Genomic DNA, 16371 nt, shown 5'->3' on the forward strand with positions numbered 1-16371 from the left:
ACATTTATAAACTGATAGTTATTTTCAAAAAGGATGGGATCACGTATGAATAGTGATATGTTGAAGTCAATTAAACCAAAGTTAGATGATGTTTTTCAATATTTACATGAACACCCAGAGAAAAGTTGGCATGAAGTAAATACGACGAAATATTTAGCGGAACTATTGGAGCAGCTAGGTTATGAAGTTCATTTATTCGATCGCATTCCTGGTCTATATGTTGAAACCGGTCAAGGGAAGCCTGTGATCGGTCTTAGAACAGATATTGATGCACTATGGCAAGATGTTGAAGGCACGATGAAAGCGAATCATTCATGCGGTCATGACGGACATATGACAATGGCAATCGGTGCGTGTATGATGCTGAAAAAGTTGGAAGAACTAGAGCTACTTCAAAATGAAAATGGTGGCACATACCGCATCATTTTCCAACCAGCTGAAGAAAAAGGCCAAGGCGCACTTGCGATGATTGACCGAGGAATTATTGATGATATTGATTATTTATTCGGCGTTCACGTAAGACCGATTCAAGAATTAAAGGATGGAGAGTTCAGCCCGGCGTTACACCACGGCGCTTCTATGATGCTGTCATGCGAAATATATGGTGAAGAAGCCCATGCGGCAAGACCTCATTTAGGTAAAAATGCGATTGAAATCGGTAGTAGTTTAGTCGATGCATTGAAGTCCATTCATGTCGACACTACGATTCCGTGGTCGGTGAAAGTCACTCGTTTCCAAGCAGGGGGTGAGGCGGGGAATGTCATCCCAGGTAAGGCAATCTTGACGATGGATGCACGCGCCCAAACGAATGAGGCGATGGATCAATTGAGCGCAGGGATTGATCGAGGAATTCGTGCAATTGAGGAAATGTATGGTGTGCGGATTTCACAGAAGGTGCTGGTCGATATTGCAGCAGCGGAAGTAGATGATGATGCACGCGACCTTTTAAAACAATCGATTATCGAAGCGGTTGGTGAGGAGAATCTAGGTGAGGAAGTCGTAACACCTGGTGGCGAAGATTTCCATTTTTATACGAAAAGACGACCTCATGTGAAAGCTGCTATGCTAGGATTAGGCTGTGGAGTAGTTCCTGGATTACATCATCCACATATGACTTTTAATAGAGAGCAGTTAATTGTTGGTGTCGATATTTTATCGCGCGCAATCGTTCATGCGATGAAAAAGGCGAAAATGGAGATGGCAACAGTTAGTTGATGAGGCAAAATAGATGAAGATTAAGAAATTTATTCTAAGAACGATGAATATGCGTATGAAATCCCCTTTTAAAACAAGTTTCGGAAGCGTACAAGATAAGCTTTTTCTGATTGTAGAAGCATACGACGATCAAGGGAATTGCGGCTATGGCGAGTGCGATGCATTTGAAGCCCCGTGGTATACGGAAGAAACGGTAGCGACATGCCATCATATGTTGCAAGATTTCATGTTGCCGACTTTATTGACAGAAGCGATTCATCATCCAAGTGACGTACGCGAACTACTTGCAGTTTATCGTCGAAATTCTATGGCAAAAGCAGCCGTCGAAACGGCGATTTGGGATTTATATGCGAAAAGAGTAGGGAAGCCACTTTATGAAGTGATCGGTGGCGTACGACAAGCGATTGATGTCGGTGTTAGTATCGGACTTCAACCAATGACAGAAATGCTTTATCAAAAAATTGATGCTGCATTAGGCAATGGTGCGAAAAGAGTGAAAGTGAAAATAAAACCTGGTAATGACTTAGCGTTAGTCGCGACTATTCGTGAACGTTACCCAGACTTGCCATTAATGGTGGATGCGAACTCTGCCTATACTTTGAAAGATATGGAGCATTTAAAAAAATTCGATCCGTACAATTTATTGATGATGGAACAACCATTAGGGGCGGACGATATTTTAGATCATGCTATGCTACAAAAACAATTGAATACACCGATTTGTTTGGATGAGAGTATTTGCAGTTTGAAAGATGCTCAAACGGCGATTGCGTTGAATGCTTGTAAAATATTCAATGTGAAAATTGCGCGTGTGGGCGGTATTGAGGAAGCTCGACTGATTCACGAAGAAGCTTCCAGAGCGGATCTCCAACTTTGGGGTGGAGGTATGTTAGAAGCCGGTATTGGACGGGCGCATAGTGTAGCACTGACGACATTACAAAACTTCACATTACCAGCAGATACATCAGGTTCTAGCCATTATTTTGATGAAGATCTTATTTCCCCTGAAGTTGTTGTCGTAAATGGCGAAATTCACTTACCTTCACAGCCTGGAATCGGCTATTCAATCAATGAAGAAGCATATGAAAAGTATACGATTAAAAAAATAGAAATAGAGGTGTAGTATGGATTTTAAAGTAGTCGCATTGGATTCGTTTAAAATTGTAGGGAAAAAAGCTAATTTTTCAACGGTGAATGGTGAAAACTTTCAAGAAATTCCGAAAATGTGGGAAGCAGCAAATGCTTCTGGTTTAGATGGGGAATTAGCGAAAGTGAGCAATGGTCAAATCGAGGGAATTCTAGGTGTATGTAAAAGCACGATGGAGCAACCAACGAATATGGATTACTGGATTGCTGTGACTGCAGATGGTGATTATGATGAGTATGAATCTGAAGTGATTCCTGCTTCGAATTGGGCTGTATTTGAATTAATTGGACCGATGCCAGAAACGATGCAAAAGGGTTTTGAATCTATTTTCACTGAAGTTTTGCCAAAGGGTGAAATCAAAATGTCAGGGGCATTCCAACTCGAAGTATATACAGATGAAGATCCTATGGCAGAAGATTTGCATTCACAAATTTGGATTATGATTGAATAAAAAAAGAAAGGCTACTTCGTTTGAAAATGCGAAGTAAGCCTTTTAAATTTGTTAAAGAATAATGCCCATGAATAGCTCATCAAAATATTGATTATCATATAGAATCGCATCTTTTTTGATTCCTTCAGTTAAGAATCCGAACTGCTCAAAGCGATTGATCAATGCAGTATCTGATACTGAAACAGATAATTCGATTCGATGAATATTATTAAGAGATGCCCAACGTTTTGCAGATTCTAATAATAATAAATCAATATTTAGCGGAATATAATCTTGTGCGATTGTAAGTTTAACTTCAGCGCGATGTTGTGCATAACTTGGTGAAACCTTGCTTATTTCAACTGCACCTTGAATATTACCTTCTACGATTGCGACAAATACTTGTCCAATGTTTTTAGCATGCCAAGTTGAAATGCGTTTTCGTAGCATGGGTGCTGTTTCTGCTGTATGTAAAAAGTAGGGGGGAGTAGCTTCTTTTTCTATGTTTACTCTTTGAGCCAATTTTACAAGGTTACGAGCATCATCTAATTCGGCAGGGCGAATAATATAGGTGCTAGTTTTTTGGTCAGCAAATTCAGATTGCTCAATTTGAAATTGAGGTTTTTCGAACTGTACATAATAACTAGGTAGCACTTTAGAAACGAAGTAGCCGTTATTTGTCCAAGAGAGGAAATGTTGTAATGGTGGCTTTGTTTTTGTCCACCAACTCTTATTCAAGTAAGCAGCATTCGGTAGTTTTTGGCCAATAATCGTTTCGACTTCAGCGAAAGTAAGCTTTAAAGTACCTTCTTTAGAGGCTTCGAAGTAATTGGCTAAAGGAATATATTTGTTTTCGATTTTATTTTCCATTTGGACCCCTCTTCATTGATTGTAGTTCATCAAAATAATACCATAATTCCTATGCTTAAATGACTAAAAAACAATAATATACATAAAAAATTATTAAATTAATATGAAAAATAATACAAATAACTATAGATAATGGAATAAAAAGTCATTTGTTTGTTCTAAAGTGGATTTAAGGTTCGGCGAAAATTGTTCAATTTTGTTTCTGCGTTAAATATGGTAAAATATTTACGATAATTAAGTAAATCTATTTCTTCAGGAGGAATTTATAATATGAGTAAAGTTTTAGTTTTCGGACATAAAAATCCAGATACAGATACAATTACATCATCATTAGTTTATGCATATTTAAAACAACAACAAGGTGTTGATGCAGAGGCAGTTCGTTTAGGAGAGCCAAATAACGAAACAGCTTTCGCTTTAGAAAAATTCGGTTTTGATGCACCTCGTCTTGTCGAAACAGTTGCGAATGAAGCTTCTGAAGTAATTCTTGTAGACCACAATGAATTCCAACAATCAGCTGCAGATATTAAAGAAGTAACAGTTACGGAAGTAATCGATCACCACCGTATCGCTAACTTCGAAACAGCGAATCCACTTTACTACCGTGCAGAGCCAGTTGGTTGTACTGCAACGATTTTAAATAAAATTTTCAAAGAACATGACATCGAAATTCCTGCTAAATATGCTGGATTAATGCTTTCTGCAATCGTGTCAGATACTTTACTTTTAAAATCACCAACTTGCACAGATCAAGATGTAAAAGCTGCAAAAGAATTAGCTGAAAAAGCTGGCGTTAACTTAGAAGAATACGGTTTAGCAATGCTTAAAGCAGGTGCAGACCTTTCTGATAAATCTTTAGAAGACTTACTTTCACTTGATGCAAAAGAATTCGCAATGGGTGCAAATAAAGTTGTCATCGCACAAGTAAATGCTGTTGACGTAAACGATGTACTTGGTCGCCAATCAGAACTAGAAGCATTATTAAATAAAGAAATTGCAGATAAAGGATTAGATTTATTCTTCTTCGTAGTAACTGATATTTTAAATAATGATTCAGTAGCAGTTCCAGCAGGCGCTCAATCAGCGAAATCAGCTGAAGCATTTGGCGTAGCGTTAGAGAATAACCGCATTGTATTAAAAGATGTAGTATCTCGTAAAAAACAAATCGTTCCAGCTTTAACTGACGCTTTAAAATAAGTAATTTAGAAATCCCGAAAGAATATTTACCTATTCTTTCGGGATTTTTTTGTGGAGAAAATCCATTTTCTGAATGCCTATAGGGGTATAAGTCGAATTGTTTGATTTTCAACTAATGAACCATATACAATGTTCGCAGAGGTGATAGGAAATGAAAATTGAAGTATGGTCAGATTACGCTTGCCCATTTTGCTATATCGGTAAGAGAGAATTAGAAAATGCGATTGAAAATACAGGATTTAAAGGGAAAGTAGATGTGGAATTCAAAGCATATCAACTGGATCCAGGATCTCCTGCAGAATCAGATGAAACAATGTATTCAGCATTAGCTCGTAAATTTGGTTCTTCTGAAGAACAAGCAAAATCACAAACAGAAGGAATCAAAGCGAGAGCTGCAGAAGTTGGCTTAAACTATGATTTCGACAAAATGACTCCTGCGAATACATTTAAAGCACACCGTCTTTCTAAATTCGCTGGTACTTTTAATAAAGAGAAAGAAATGACTGAACGTCTTTTAAAAGCATACTTTGAAGAAGGCGCTAAACTTGGTAATACAGATGTATTAGTAACTTTAGCAATTGAAATCGGTTTAGACGAAAAAGTAGTACGTGATTTCTTATCGGATGATCAGTTCGCTACAGAAGTATTAACAGATATTGAACAAGCGCGTGAAATTGGTGTCCAAGGTGTACCATTCTTCGTCATCAATCAAAAATATGCAATTTCAGGTGCTCAACCTACAGAAGTATTTGAGCAAGCTGTTAAGCAAGTGGCGGAAGAAGAAGGTTTGCGTCCTGGCATTCAAATGATGGGTTCTGGAGATGCTGGCGTTTGTAAAGACGGCCAATGTGAAATCTAAAGTTTAATCAAACCTACGACTTTTCAGACAAAAGTCGTAGGTTTATTTTATTGACTAAAAATAGAATAGACTGTAATATTGTACTTATCTCGAAATCGAGATATTAAATTTATAAACAAATGGGAGAGATTATTTTGACAAACGTTTTAGTAGTAAAAGCAAATAACCGTCCTTCAACTGAAGGCGTTTCAAGTAAAATGTACGAAGTATTCATGGAAGCAGTAAAAGGTGCAGAAAACCTTAACGTTACAACTTATGATGTATACGAAGAAAACACGCCATACTTCGGTCAAGAAGTATTCAACGCATACGGTAAATTAGCTCAAGGACAAGAATTAAACGAAGCTGAAGCTGAAGTAATGGCTGCACAAAACAAAGCTCGTCAAGCAATCACTGATGCTGATGTAGTAGTATTCGCATTCCCACTTTGGAACTTAACAATTCCAGCTAAATTACAAACTTTCATTGATTACACTTACGCTGCAGGTTTCTCATTCAAATATGATGAAAACGGCAACCTAGTGTCATTATTAACTGATAAGAAAGCAATCATCTTAAACGCTCGTGGCGGCATCTACTCTACACCAGAAACTGCTGGTATGGAAATGGCTGTTAACTACATCAAAACAGTTGTAGGCGGCGTATACGGTATGGAAATCATCGATGAAGTAATCATCGAAGGTCACAACGCTATGCCAGCAAAAGCTGAAGAAATTAAAGCAGCTGGTTACGAAGCAGTTAAAGCAGCAGCAGCTCGTCTTGCTGAAGTAGCAGTAAACGCATAATTTTTAATAAGCTAACAAAGGAGGTTGGGGAGAAATCCCTGACCTCCTTTTTCAATTGAGTCCAAAAGTAATCTATTCGTGTCATGTGAAAGAAGGTGAAAACAAATATTTCCACTAATTTCATTCACCTCAACATTTGGCATAGTGCCGTATTTTTAAAAGCATACAAAAAGGACTTCAGCATTTGACCAATGCCGAAGTCCTTTTATTAACGAGTTGATTAAGCAGGGTTTGCTTCAATCTCAACTTTGATTTTAATATCTTCACCTACAAGTACGCCGCCAGTTTCTAAAGCAGCATTCCATGATAGACCGAAGTCTTTACGGTTAATTTTCGTTTCAGCTTCGAAAGCTACAACTTCAACACCCCATGGGTTTGTACCTTTACCACCGTATTCCACATCAAATGTTACGGGACGAGTAACATCTTTAATTGTGAAATCACCTGTTAATTTGTATTCATCTGCGTCTGTTTTTTTAATGTCTGTCGCTACGAAAGTCATTTTAGGGAATTTGTCAGCATCGAAGAAATCTTCAGAGCGTAAGTGATTATCACGATCTTCGTTGCGTGATTCAATGCTTGCTACGTCAATTGTGAATTTGATTTCAGCATCCGTTAAATCTTCAGGGTTTAAATTCATTTCAGCATCGAAGTTTTCAAATGTACCTTTTACTTTTGAAATCATCATATGTTTTACTTGGAATCCTAAGTGTGAATGTGCTGCGTCTACTTTATATGCTTGTTTTGTCATTGTTATTTCCTCCTAGTATGTTGTTAACTGTTGTACTTCAAATATCATTTCATTTTGATTGATATCTTCCACTATCACTTTTTCCCCAACTTGCTCGTATGAAACATCATGTTTTTGTAAATTTGCCGTTAGTTTTTCTAATTCTTCAATAGAAGAAATATTTAAAGAGAAACTTACTAATCCAGTTGCGATTTTAGGCGCATTCGGGATACCGCGGCCATTCCATAAGTTCATGGCGATGTGATGATGATAGCCACCCGCTGAAATGAACCATGCTGAACCACGGAAGTTTGTTTTTAAATCAAAACCAAGTGCATCAAAATATAATTTAGCTACTTCATCATTTAAATCTGAAACATTCAAATGCATATGCCCTAAAATCGTACCAGTCGGGAAACCTTCCCAAGCACGGTTCGGATCATGCAAGGCTAATATACTTTGCACATCAACAGGCAATGTATCTGTTTGTACCATGCCTTGCTCATCAATTACATAAGATGATTTTGGACGGTCATGGTAAATTTCGATGCCGTTGCCTTCAGGATCATTTAAATAAAATGCCTCTGAATAAATATGGTCACCTGCGCCAGTGAATTGAATACCTTCATTCGACAGATTCGCGATTACATGGCCGAAATCTTCACGGCTAGGAACTAAGAGCGCAAAATGGAAAAGTCCTGTTGTTCTCGCTGGGCGAGGGATGACATCGTCTTCAGTTGTTAAGATGAGAATCGTTCGACCATCTACACCGAATTTCACTAAGTCATTCGTTTCTTCTATTATTGTGAAGCCTAATTTTGAATAAAATGCTTTTTGTTTTGAAAAATCCTGCACTCGAATCTTTGTATAACCGAGTTGCATTTGTGGATCTAATTTGTAATTCATTACGTTTACACCCTTTCGCTTTTATCACTTACTATTTGTAACCTACTATATATTAATAAATTAATTACGTCAAGTAAATAAGTTACGATGTTTTACATTTTCTTTTGTTATGGTTACAATATGATAGTAATGAGGTGAGTAGAATGGAACAAAAAGAACTGTGTCCAAGACTTTCAAAAGCAATGGATTTAATCGGTAAACGCTGGGTAGGATTAATTTTATATGAGCTATTAGATGGCCCACAGAGATTTAATAAAATCCAAAATGATCTACCGATTAGTGGTCGATTATTATCAGAAAGACTAAAAGAGCTTGAAAAAGAAGGTTTAGTTAAGAGAGAAGTATTTACAGAAATTCCTGTTCGAGTGGAATATTCATTAACTGACAAGGGTATGAATTTAAAAAGTACAATAGATGAAATCGAAAAATGGTCGAAAGAGTGGCTTTAATGTCGATTTACGAGTAAAATATTTATTGTATATTCATATGTATATAAATGAATTTATTCGAGAAGGGAATGGATATTTCCATAATGAAATTACAATGGGCGAAAGAAATAGCAGAATTTATTGATCCAACAAACGTAAAAGTTGATGAACCATTAAATAAATATACGATGACAAAACTGGGCGGTCCTGCAGATGTTTTTGTAATGGCGGAAACAGAGGAACAAGCTGGTCAAGTTGTGAAGTATGCACGTAAAAATAATGTGCCGATTTTCTTATTAGGAAATGGTTCAAACATGGTCATTCGTGATGGTGGTATTAGAGGGATTGTTTTAAATCTTTCCAAGCTGGATCAAATCCATATTGACGGTACGACAGTTTATGCGCAATCGGGGGCTTTAATTATCGATGTGTCCCGTGCAGCTGCAGCAGAATCACTGACAGGACTTGAATTCTCATGTGGGATTCCAGGATCAGTCGGTGGCGCAATGGCGATGAACGCAGGCGCATACGGTGGCGAGATTAATGACGTCATCGAGAGCTGTAAAGTATTAACACAGGAAGGCGATGTCATCGTTCTTTCAAAAGAAGAATTAGAGTTAGGTTACCGTAAGAGTATTATTCAATCACAAGGATTTTATGCATTATCTTCAATTTTCCAATTACAAAAAGGAAATAAACAAGAGATTGATGCGACGATTGAGGACTTTACTTTTAAACGTACATCTAAACAACCACTTGAATTCCCGTCAGCAGGTAGTGTTTTCAAAAGACCTCCAGGCATGTTCGCAGGGAAGTTAATTCAAGATAGTGAATTACAAGGTAAGGGTGTTGGCGGTGCAGAAGTATCGACGAAACACGCTGGATTCATTATTAATAAAGACAATGCAACTGCGACGGATTATATCGAAACAATTCGTATGGTCCAAAAAGTTGTCAAAGAAAAGTTCGATGTGGAACTTGAAACGGAAGTTCGTATTGTCGGAGAAGACGCAGTACCAACAAAATAATCAAAAATTGAGGCGATCCTGCAAATTGGGGTTGCCTCCTTTTACATAATGGAGGAAATCGCATGAAATTCGTATCATGGAATGTAAACGGTATTCGAGCAGCAGTGAAAAAAGGCTTCATGGATTACTTTAATGAAGTAGATGCAGACTTTTTCTGTATTCAAGAATCTAAATGTCAAGCGGGACAAATTGAATTAGACTTACCTGGCTATGAACAATACTGGAATTATGCAGAGCGCAAAGGTTATTCAGGCACAGCTATTTTCACAAAACATACACCACTATCAGTAAAATACGGTGTTGGAGAAAATGACAGTGAAGAAGAAGGACGAATCATCACATTAGAATATGAAAAATTTTATATGGTGACAGTTTATACCCCAAATACGAAAAGAGATTTATCACGCTTAGAAGGTAGATTGCAGTGGGAAGATGAATTGAAAGCGTATTTGAAAGAGTTAGACGAAGTGAAACCCGTCATCTACTGCGGTGATTTGAATGTCGCGCATACGGAAATTGATTTGAAAAATCCGAAAACGAATGTTGGAAATGCTGGCTTCACAGATGAAGAAAGAGGACGCATGACGCGCTTATTGAAAGCTGGATTTACGGATACTTTCAGACATCTATACCCTGATACGACAGATCGCTACACATGGTGGTCATATATGAGTAAAGTACGTGAACGAAATATCGGTTGGAGAATCGATTATTTCATTACTTCAGATTGCATCGTACCAGCGATTGAAAAGGCGGAAATCCACGATCAAGTTCTAGGGAGTGATCACTGCCCAATCCTGCTTGAAATGAAGGAATTCTAATGACCGTACTATTGGTTTTTATTGGTGGAGCAATCGGAACTCTTTTGAGATTTGCTGTTAATTCTGTCGTGGAACCCGTCTCAGCGCTATGGATTGTAAATGTAGTCGGAAGCTTTCTGATGGGCTTATTTCAAAGATACTTTATGGTGCGCGATGAGCGAAATTGGCAGCTGTTTTTGACGACGGGGATGCTAGGCGCATTTACGACATTTTCAGCATTTAGCGCACAATGGCTCATGCTCGTGAAAAGTCATTTCTGGCTTTCGATGAGCTTCGCATTTGGCATGACATTAAGTTGTATTATTGCCGCGGGAATTGGATTTGTCATCTACAGACGTAAAGGAGTGAGCGTGAAATGATTTATGTAGCGCTAGCGATTAGTGGGGGAATAGGCGCGGTCGGTCGCTTTCTTCTTGCGAAAATGTTTTCAACTAAATTAAATGCTTTCTATATACCGACTTTAATCGTCAATATAATCGGTAGTTTCTTCATTGGAATGACGTTGCAAGTACTCGTGGAGCAGCCTACATTTACAGCAATTGTGGCAACAGGCTTTCTAGGAGGCTTCACAACTTTTTCAACATTTTCCTTTGATGTTATTAAATTAATGCAACTTCAAAGATTATCCACAGCTTTGATTTACGTCATCACAACATTGCTATTTAGCTTTTTAGCGATAGTTTGTGGATATCTACTTTTCTAAAGAATCGCAAATGCGGTTCTTTTTTATTATAGTAAAATAATACATTAGAGAGAAAAATTGAAACAATAATGATAATTCATTATACTAAGGACAATCAAACAACTATTTGAATGAGAGGTGTTCGAAGTGGCTGAATCAGTCTGTCATACAGATGTGCATGTGAATCATCATTTACACATTTCAAATGACACGATTCATAAGATGGCAGTTATTTTCAAAGCATTAGCAGATCCAACACGTTTAAAAATTATTTATGCACTCGTGCAAGAGAAGAAGTTATGTGTGTGTGAAATCGCTCAAATCATTAATAGTTCAAACGCGACAGCTTCACATCATTTAAATTATTTAAAAGAGCAGAAATTGGCGACCTCTGAAAGAATAGGGAAGCAAATTTATTACGAGATTGCAGATTTTCATGTACGACAGTTAATCGAGATTGCCCAAGTTCATTCAGAGGAGGATCAACTAGTATGAGCGAGAAAAAAGAGTTTCGAGTCGATAATTTAAGTTGTGCCAACTGCGCACAGAAGTTTGAAAATAATTTAAAAAAGCTTCCGAATGTTGAAGAAGTAAAAGTGAACTTCGGTGCTTCAAAAGTCGCTATAACAGGGCAAGTGACGGAAGATGAAATTGATTCTGCAGGTGCTTTTGACGGAATTACAGTACAGAGAAGTGCTGAAAGTAAGGTTGAAAAAAGAATTCCCGTTTATAAAAAACGAGAAAATGTTGTTGCACTAATTGCTTTAGCCTATGTTATTTTAGGTTATATTACTTCATATGTTTATCCAGATAATACGTTCATTCCAACGCTATTCTTCCTTATTGCAATCGTTGTTGGGGGAGCTGAAATATTTTTAGCAGGCTTTAAAAACTTAGCAAAACTTGAATTTGATATGAAAACATTGATGACAATTGCCATTATCGGTGCCGCAATTATTGGTGAGTGGAAGGAAGCAGCGGTGGTTGTATTCCTGTTTGCGGTGAGTGAAGCACTCGAAGCCTATTCAATGGATAAGGCAAGACAGTCCATTCGTTCATTAATGGATATTGCGCCGCCAAGTGCCGTCATTAAAAGAGATGGTGAACTTGTCGAAATCCTAACGGAAGAAATTCAAATTAATGATGTGTTAATCATTAAACCGGGCGAGAAAATCGCGATGGACGGTGTCGTGATCACAGGTAAATCCTCGATTAATCAGGCTGCCATTACAGGTGAATCTATTCCTGTCGCGAAAGACATAGGCGATGAAGTATTCGCGGGTACTTTAAATGATACAGGTGCATTGGAAGTGCGTGTCACGAAAAGAGTGGAAGATACGACAATCGCTAAAATCATTCATCTTGTGGAAGAAGCGCAAGCCGAAAAAGCACCGTCACAGCAGTTCGTTGATCGTTTTGCGAAATACTATACACCAGCGATTATGCTGATTGCATTATTAGTAGCTGTCGTTCCAGGGTTAGTTACAGGGGACTGGGCTACTTGGATTTACCAAGGGTTAGCCGTGTTAGTTGTTGGCTGTCCATGTGCATTAATTATTTCAACACCTGTCGCAATCGTTACCGCTATTGGTAATGCGGCGAAGCAAGGTGTCTTAATAAAAGGCGGTATTCATTTAGAAGAACTAGGTCATGTGAATGCAATCGCATTTGATAAAACAGGTACATTGACTCGTGGGATTCCAGAAGTCACTTCGGTTAAAATGGAACAATTCGATGGAATTAATCCTTTGGCATTTATCGCAGCGGTTGAAGCTGATTCGCAACATCCATTAGCTGATGCCGTCTTAAGTTATACACATGTGAATAACTTAGAAATCCCTAAAAGTTCAAATTTCCAATCTGTAACAGGTAAAGGCGTTATTGCAGAAGTGGAAGGGAAGAAAGTTCAAATCGGGAGTATTCGCTGGATTTCAGAGGAAACGCAAGTATCTAAAACGACTCAAGATGAAATGAATTTATTACAACTTCAAGGGAATTCATTAATCGTTGCGGCGATTGATGGTAAGTTTGCGGGATATATTGCGATTGCAGATCAACTAAGAGATGAGGCAGTTTCTGTATTACAAAGCTTGAAAGAACTTGGCGTAAAACATTTGTTTATGTTAACGGGTGATGCAAAACCGACTGCACAAGCAATTGCAGAAAAATTACCACTGACAGATGTCAAAGCTGATTTACTGCCAGCCGATAAATTAGTTGAAATTAAAAAAATGAAGGAAGATTATCATATAGCAATGGTAGGAGATGGTGTAAATGATGCGCCTGCACTTGCCGCAGCTTCAGTCGGCATTGCAATGGGTGGGGCAGGTACGGATACTGCGCTCGAAACAGCCGACGTCGCTTTAATGGCCGACGATTTAGAGAAATTGCCATACACGATGAAGTTGAGTAAGAAAACATTAACAATCATTAAACAAAATATAATTTTTGCACTAGGCTTAAAAGTAATCGCGTTACTACTCGTTATTCCAGGTTGGTTAACTTTGTGGATTGCCATTTTTGCTGATATGGGTGCAACGCTACTAGTCGTTATGAATTCATTGAGATTACTTAAAATACAGAAGAAATAGAGTTTTAGAAAGCAGGGATTTAGATGAGATTAAAAGAGTGGACGAAGGAAGAACAAGAACCGTTAATACAGTTTCTTACTTCGAGTGTTTGGCCATATCATGTAAATACGCATCCGGGGAAAGAATTGATCGAAAAAGCCATTGAAGAAGGTGGATACGAATCAGATGATGTGAAAACTTTTTGGGCGGAAAATGATGAAGGCGAAAAAATCGGTATGGTTCAACTATATGATTTACAAGATGAAATTCCGATTTTTGATTTAAGAATTGCGGAGAAATATCGTGAAAAAGGGTATGGATTTCAAACTTTAAAATTAATTGCAGAATATGTTTTCAATCTTGAAAATCCGAAAATTCGACTAGAAGGTCATACACGACAAGACAATATCGCGATGCGCAAAACATTTGAACGTGTAGGTTTTGTGAAGGAAGCGCATTTTAGAAAAGCGTGGTATGTACCGAAAGAGAACGAATACTTCGATGCGATTACTTATGGGATGACGCGTGAAGATTATTATTCTGGCGAAAAAACACCGCTATGTTGGGATGATAAGAAGCCGAAAAGAAAAGCACCGGCAATCAATTGGGATTTCGCGACTTCATTTGAATCGGAAAGATTACTCATTCGAATTCCAGAAATTAAGGATGCAGATGCTGTCTATGAAGCGACTGTGCGTTCAGCCAAATCGTTGAAACAATTTATGGCTTGGGCGCAAAATGAACCTGTTCGAGAAGATGTGAAAGAGAATTTACGTGAAGCGAATGCAAACTTCTTAGCTCGAAAAGAATTACGTATGCATCTTTTTATTAAAGAAACGGGTGAATTTATCGGTAGTTCTGGATTGCATAATATTAATTGGGATATACCTAAGTATGAAATTGGCTATTGGATTGATGATCGATTTGAAGGAAATGGCTACATTACAGAAGCGACAAATCGAATTACACAATTTGCTTTTGAAGAATTAGCTGCGAAAAGAGTGGAGCTTCGCTGTGATCGCGACAATGTTAGAAGTCGTGCAGTTGCTGAAAGAACAGGGTATGAATTAGAAGGTATCTTAAAAAATGACAGTTTAGATGCTGCAGGATTAACATTAAGAGATACGTGCATTTACGCTAAAATTAGTGAAACAACATTCTCGCATTAATAGTAAATAGTTCTGATTAGTACAAATAATTGACCATTCTTTCGAAGTAGTTACGTTTTACTTCTTCATGTAGTAAACTAGAAGGATAAGACATTGAAAGAGAGGGAATTTGATGCCGACACCTAGTATGGAAGACCACATCGAACAGATTTATTTATTAATTGATCAGAAGGGTTATGCTCGTGTCTCGGATATTGCCGAAGCATTATCGGTCCTTCCTTCTTCTGTTACGAAAATGGTACAGAAACTCGATAAGGATGATTATTTAGTCTATGAACGATATCGTGGTCTTACATTGACGCCTAAAGGAATGAAATTAGGAAAACGATTAGTTGACCGACATAGTCTTTTAGAAAAACTACTTCGTTTAATCGGTGTAAATGAAGAATTGATTTATCATGATGTAGAAGGTATTGAGCATCATTTAAGCTGGAATTCTATTGATCGTATCGCGGATTTAATTCAAGTGCTTGAAGAAAACCCCGATATCATCCAAAAACTTGAAGCAACAAGAGAGCATCAAGGAGAATAGAGCTGCAATTACGAAAGGAGTCATACATTGACACAATTACAATCAGGCGACGTAGCAACGCTAGTCGTAAAAGAAGTTTTAGAATCGAAGTATATTTTGACAAATGATGAGGTGGATGTACCTCTAAATGCATCTGACGTTTTAGAAGAATTACAGGAAAACCAATCAATCGAAGTATTCCTATATGCGGATCGTCGTGGTGATTTATCTGCAACTACAGCTATTCCACATGTTCGTAAAGGCGAATACGGATGGGCTAAAGTGCTTCAAGTAAAAGATCACGAAGGTGCTATTGTTGATATCGGTACTTCAAGAGAAGTATTAGTTCCTGCTGAAGATTTACCAGCAATCGATGAATTATGGCCAGAGCCAGGCGATCATTTATACGTAACATTACGTGTAGATCGTGATGGTGGTTTATTTGGACGTTTAATTAATGAAGATCGCTTTTTAGAATTATACGAAGATGCTGAACCAGAGCTATTTAACAAAAATATCGTAGCCCGACCTTACCGTTTACTACCAGTAGGTACATTCCTAATCGGTGTTGACGAGCCATACCGTATTTTCGTTCACGAATCAGAACGTAAAGAAGAGCCTAGATTAGGTGAAGATGTGACTGTACGCGTAATCGAAGTAAAAGAAGATGGTACAATTAATGCTTCAATGCTTCCACGTGTATATGAAAGATTATCTGCTGATGCAGATCAAATCTTCGCATACTTACAAGAAACAGGCGGTAAAATGCCATTCTCTGATAAATCGACACCAGAAGAAATTAAAGATATGTTCAATATGAGTAAAGGTTCTTTCAAACGTGCATTAGGTACTTTAATGAAAGCAGACCGCATCACGCAAGAAGATGGTTGGACAATTATGAAGTAACAAAAACAATCCATGCCCATTCAATTGGGCTGGATTTTTTTGTATATGAAACCTTTAATGCATTACATTCGTATTATTAGGAGTAGGTAACAAAACAAGAAAACGAAAGAGGAGTGT

The 16371-nt window shown here is 37.8% G+C and carries 19 protein-coding genes; 16 read left to right on the forward strand and 3 right to left on the reverse strand.

Annotated features, from left to right (window positions below; translation table 11 throughout):
• Window positions 1-45: 45 nt before the first annotated feature.
• Genes DF281_RS03300 through DF281_RS03310 form a run of 3 tightly spaced genes read left to right on the forward strand, consistent with a single transcriptional unit; the run spans window position 46 to window position 2813 of the window.
• Window positions 46-1215: an amidohydrolase gene (locus tag DF281_RS03300; protein ID WP_109348822.1), complete on the forward strand. Its 1170-nt coding sequence runs from the start codon at window positions 46-48 to the stop codon at window positions 1213-1215.
• Window positions 1216-1228: 13 nt separating this feature from the next.
• Window positions 1229-2338: an o-succinylbenzoate synthase gene (gene menC, locus DF281_RS03305; protein ID WP_109348823.1), complete on the forward strand. Its 1110-nt coding sequence runs from the start codon at window positions 1229-1231 to the stop codon at window positions 2336-2338.
• Between the two features lies 1 nt (window position 2339).
• Window positions 2340-2813: a GyrI-like domain-containing protein gene (locus DF281_RS03310; RefSeq protein ID WP_109348824.1), complete on the forward strand. Its 474-nt coding sequence runs from the start codon at window positions 2340-2342 to the stop codon at window positions 2811-2813.
• A gap of 51 nt (window positions 2814-2864) precedes the next feature.
• Here DF281_RS03310 and DF281_RS03315 read toward each other — a convergent pair whose 3' ends face one another.
• Complete coding sequence (locus DF281_RS03315; RefSeq protein ID WP_109348825.1) at window positions 2865-3662, reverse strand: GNAT family N-acetyltransferase; 798 nt, start codon at window positions 3660-3662, stop codon at window positions 2865-2867.
• A gap of 270 nt (window positions 3663-3932) precedes the next feature.
• On the opposite strand from DF281_RS03315, the gene DF281_RS03320 reads away from it, so the two are divergent.
• The 3 genes from DF281_RS03320 (at window position 3933) to DF281_RS03330 (ending at window position 6503) form a co-directional block, all read left to right on the forward strand.
• Window positions 3933-4859 (forward strand): manganese-dependent inorganic pyrophosphatase, encoded by a 927-nt coding sequence (locus DF281_RS03320; RefSeq protein ID WP_109348826.1) that lies wholly within the window; start codon window positions 3933-3935, stop codon window positions 4857-4859.
• 151 nt (window positions 4860-5010) lie between these two features.
• Window positions 5011-5718 carry a DsbA family oxidoreductase gene (locus tag DF281_RS03325; RefSeq protein WP_109348827.1) on the forward strand — a complete coding sequence of 236 codons (708 nt, stop codon included), beginning with the start codon at window positions 5011-5013 and terminating at the stop codon, window positions 5716-5718.
• Between the two features lie 134 nt (window positions 5719-5852).
• Window positions 5853-6503 (forward strand): FMN-dependent NADH-azoreductase, encoded by a 651-nt coding sequence (locus DF281_RS03330; RefSeq protein WP_109348828.1) that lies wholly within the window; start codon window positions 5853-5855, stop codon window positions 6501-6503.
• A gap of 220 nt (window positions 6504-6723) precedes the next feature.
• On the opposite strand, the gene DF281_RS03335 is transcribed toward DF281_RS03330, so the two are convergent.
• Complete coding sequence (locus DF281_RS03335; RefSeq protein ID WP_109348829.1) at window positions 6724-7254, reverse strand: YceI family protein; 531 nt, start codon at window positions 7252-7254, stop codon at window positions 6724-6726.
• Window positions 7255-7266: 12 nt separating this feature from the next.
• Window positions 7267-8139 carry a VOC family protein gene (locus DF281_RS03340; protein WP_109348830.1) on the reverse strand — a complete coding sequence of 291 codons (873 nt, stop codon included), beginning with the start codon at window positions 8137-8139 and terminating at the stop codon, window positions 7267-7269.
• 143 nt (window positions 8140-8282) lie between these two features.
• On the opposite strand from DF281_RS03340, the gene DF281_RS03345 reads away from it, so the two are divergent.
• From DF281_RS03345 to DF281_RS03390, 10 genes are all read left to right on the forward strand, one after another.
• A complete protein-coding gene (locus tag DF281_RS03345; protein WP_109348831.1) occupies window positions 8283-8588 on the forward strand; it encodes a winged helix-turn-helix transcriptional regulator in 306 nt (101 codons plus the stop codon).
• Window positions 8589-8668: 80 nt separating this feature from the next.
• On the forward strand, window positions 8669-9595 hold the full coding sequence (murB, locus tag DF281_RS03350) for a UDP-N-acetylmuramate dehydrogenase (protein ID WP_109348878.1): 927 nt from the start codon (window positions 8669-8671) through the stop codon (window positions 9593-9595).
• 62 nt (window positions 9596-9657) lie between these two features.
• Window positions 9658-10416 (forward strand): exodeoxyribonuclease III, encoded by a 759-nt coding sequence (locus DF281_RS03355; RefSeq protein ID WP_109348832.1) that lies wholly within the window; start codon window positions 9658-9660, stop codon window positions 10414-10416.
• The gene (locus DF281_RS03360) at window positions 10416-10775 is read left to right on the forward strand and encodes a fluoride efflux transporter FluC (protein WP_109348833.1); all 360 of its coding nucleotides are present in this window, start codon (window positions 10416-10418) and stop codon (window positions 10773-10775) included. The genes DF281_RS03355 and DF281_RS03360 overlap by 1 nt, the downstream gene beginning before the upstream one ends.
• Window positions 10772-11119: a fluoride efflux transporter CrcB gene (crcB, locus tag DF281_RS03365; RefSeq protein WP_109348834.1), complete on the forward strand. Its 348-nt coding sequence runs from the start codon at window positions 10772-10774 to the stop codon at window positions 11117-11119. The genes DF281_RS03360 and crcB overlap by 4 nt, the downstream gene beginning before the upstream one ends.
• Before the next feature lie 126 nt (window positions 11120-11245).
• Window positions 11246-11593 (forward strand): ArsR/SmtB family transcription factor, encoded by a 348-nt coding sequence (locus DF281_RS03370; protein ID WP_307725159.1) that lies wholly within the window; start codon window positions 11246-11248, stop codon window positions 11591-11593.
• Entirely contained in the window at window positions 11590-13689 is a 2100-nt protein-coding gene (locus DF281_RS03375) for a heavy metal translocating P-type ATPase (RefSeq protein WP_109348835.1), read from the forward strand. The genes DF281_RS03370 and DF281_RS03375 overlap by 4 nt, the downstream gene beginning before the upstream one ends.
• 23 nt (window positions 13690-13712) lie before the next feature.
• Complete coding sequence (locus tag DF281_RS03380; protein WP_109348836.1) at window positions 13713-14837, forward strand: GNAT family N-acetyltransferase; 1125 nt, start codon at window positions 13713-13715, stop codon at window positions 14835-14837.
• 112 nt (window positions 14838-14949) lie between these two features.
• Window positions 14950-15369 carry a transcriptional regulator MntR gene (gene mntR, locus DF281_RS03385; protein ID WP_109348837.1) on the forward strand — a complete coding sequence of 140 codons (420 nt, stop codon included), beginning with the start codon at window positions 14950-14952 and terminating at the stop codon, window positions 15367-15369.
• A 27-nt stretch (window positions 15370-15396) separates the two neighbouring features.
• Window positions 15397-16254, forward strand: coding sequence for a CvfB family protein (locus DF281_RS03390; protein WP_109348838.1), 858 nt, complete (start codon window positions 15397-15399; stop codon window positions 16252-16254).
• Window positions 16255-16371: the final 117 nt, after the last annotated feature.

It is taken from the genome of Kurthia zopfii (assembly GCF_003143955.1).
GTDB lineage: Bacteria > Bacillota > Bacilli > Bacillales_A > Planococcaceae > Kurthia > Kurthia zopfii.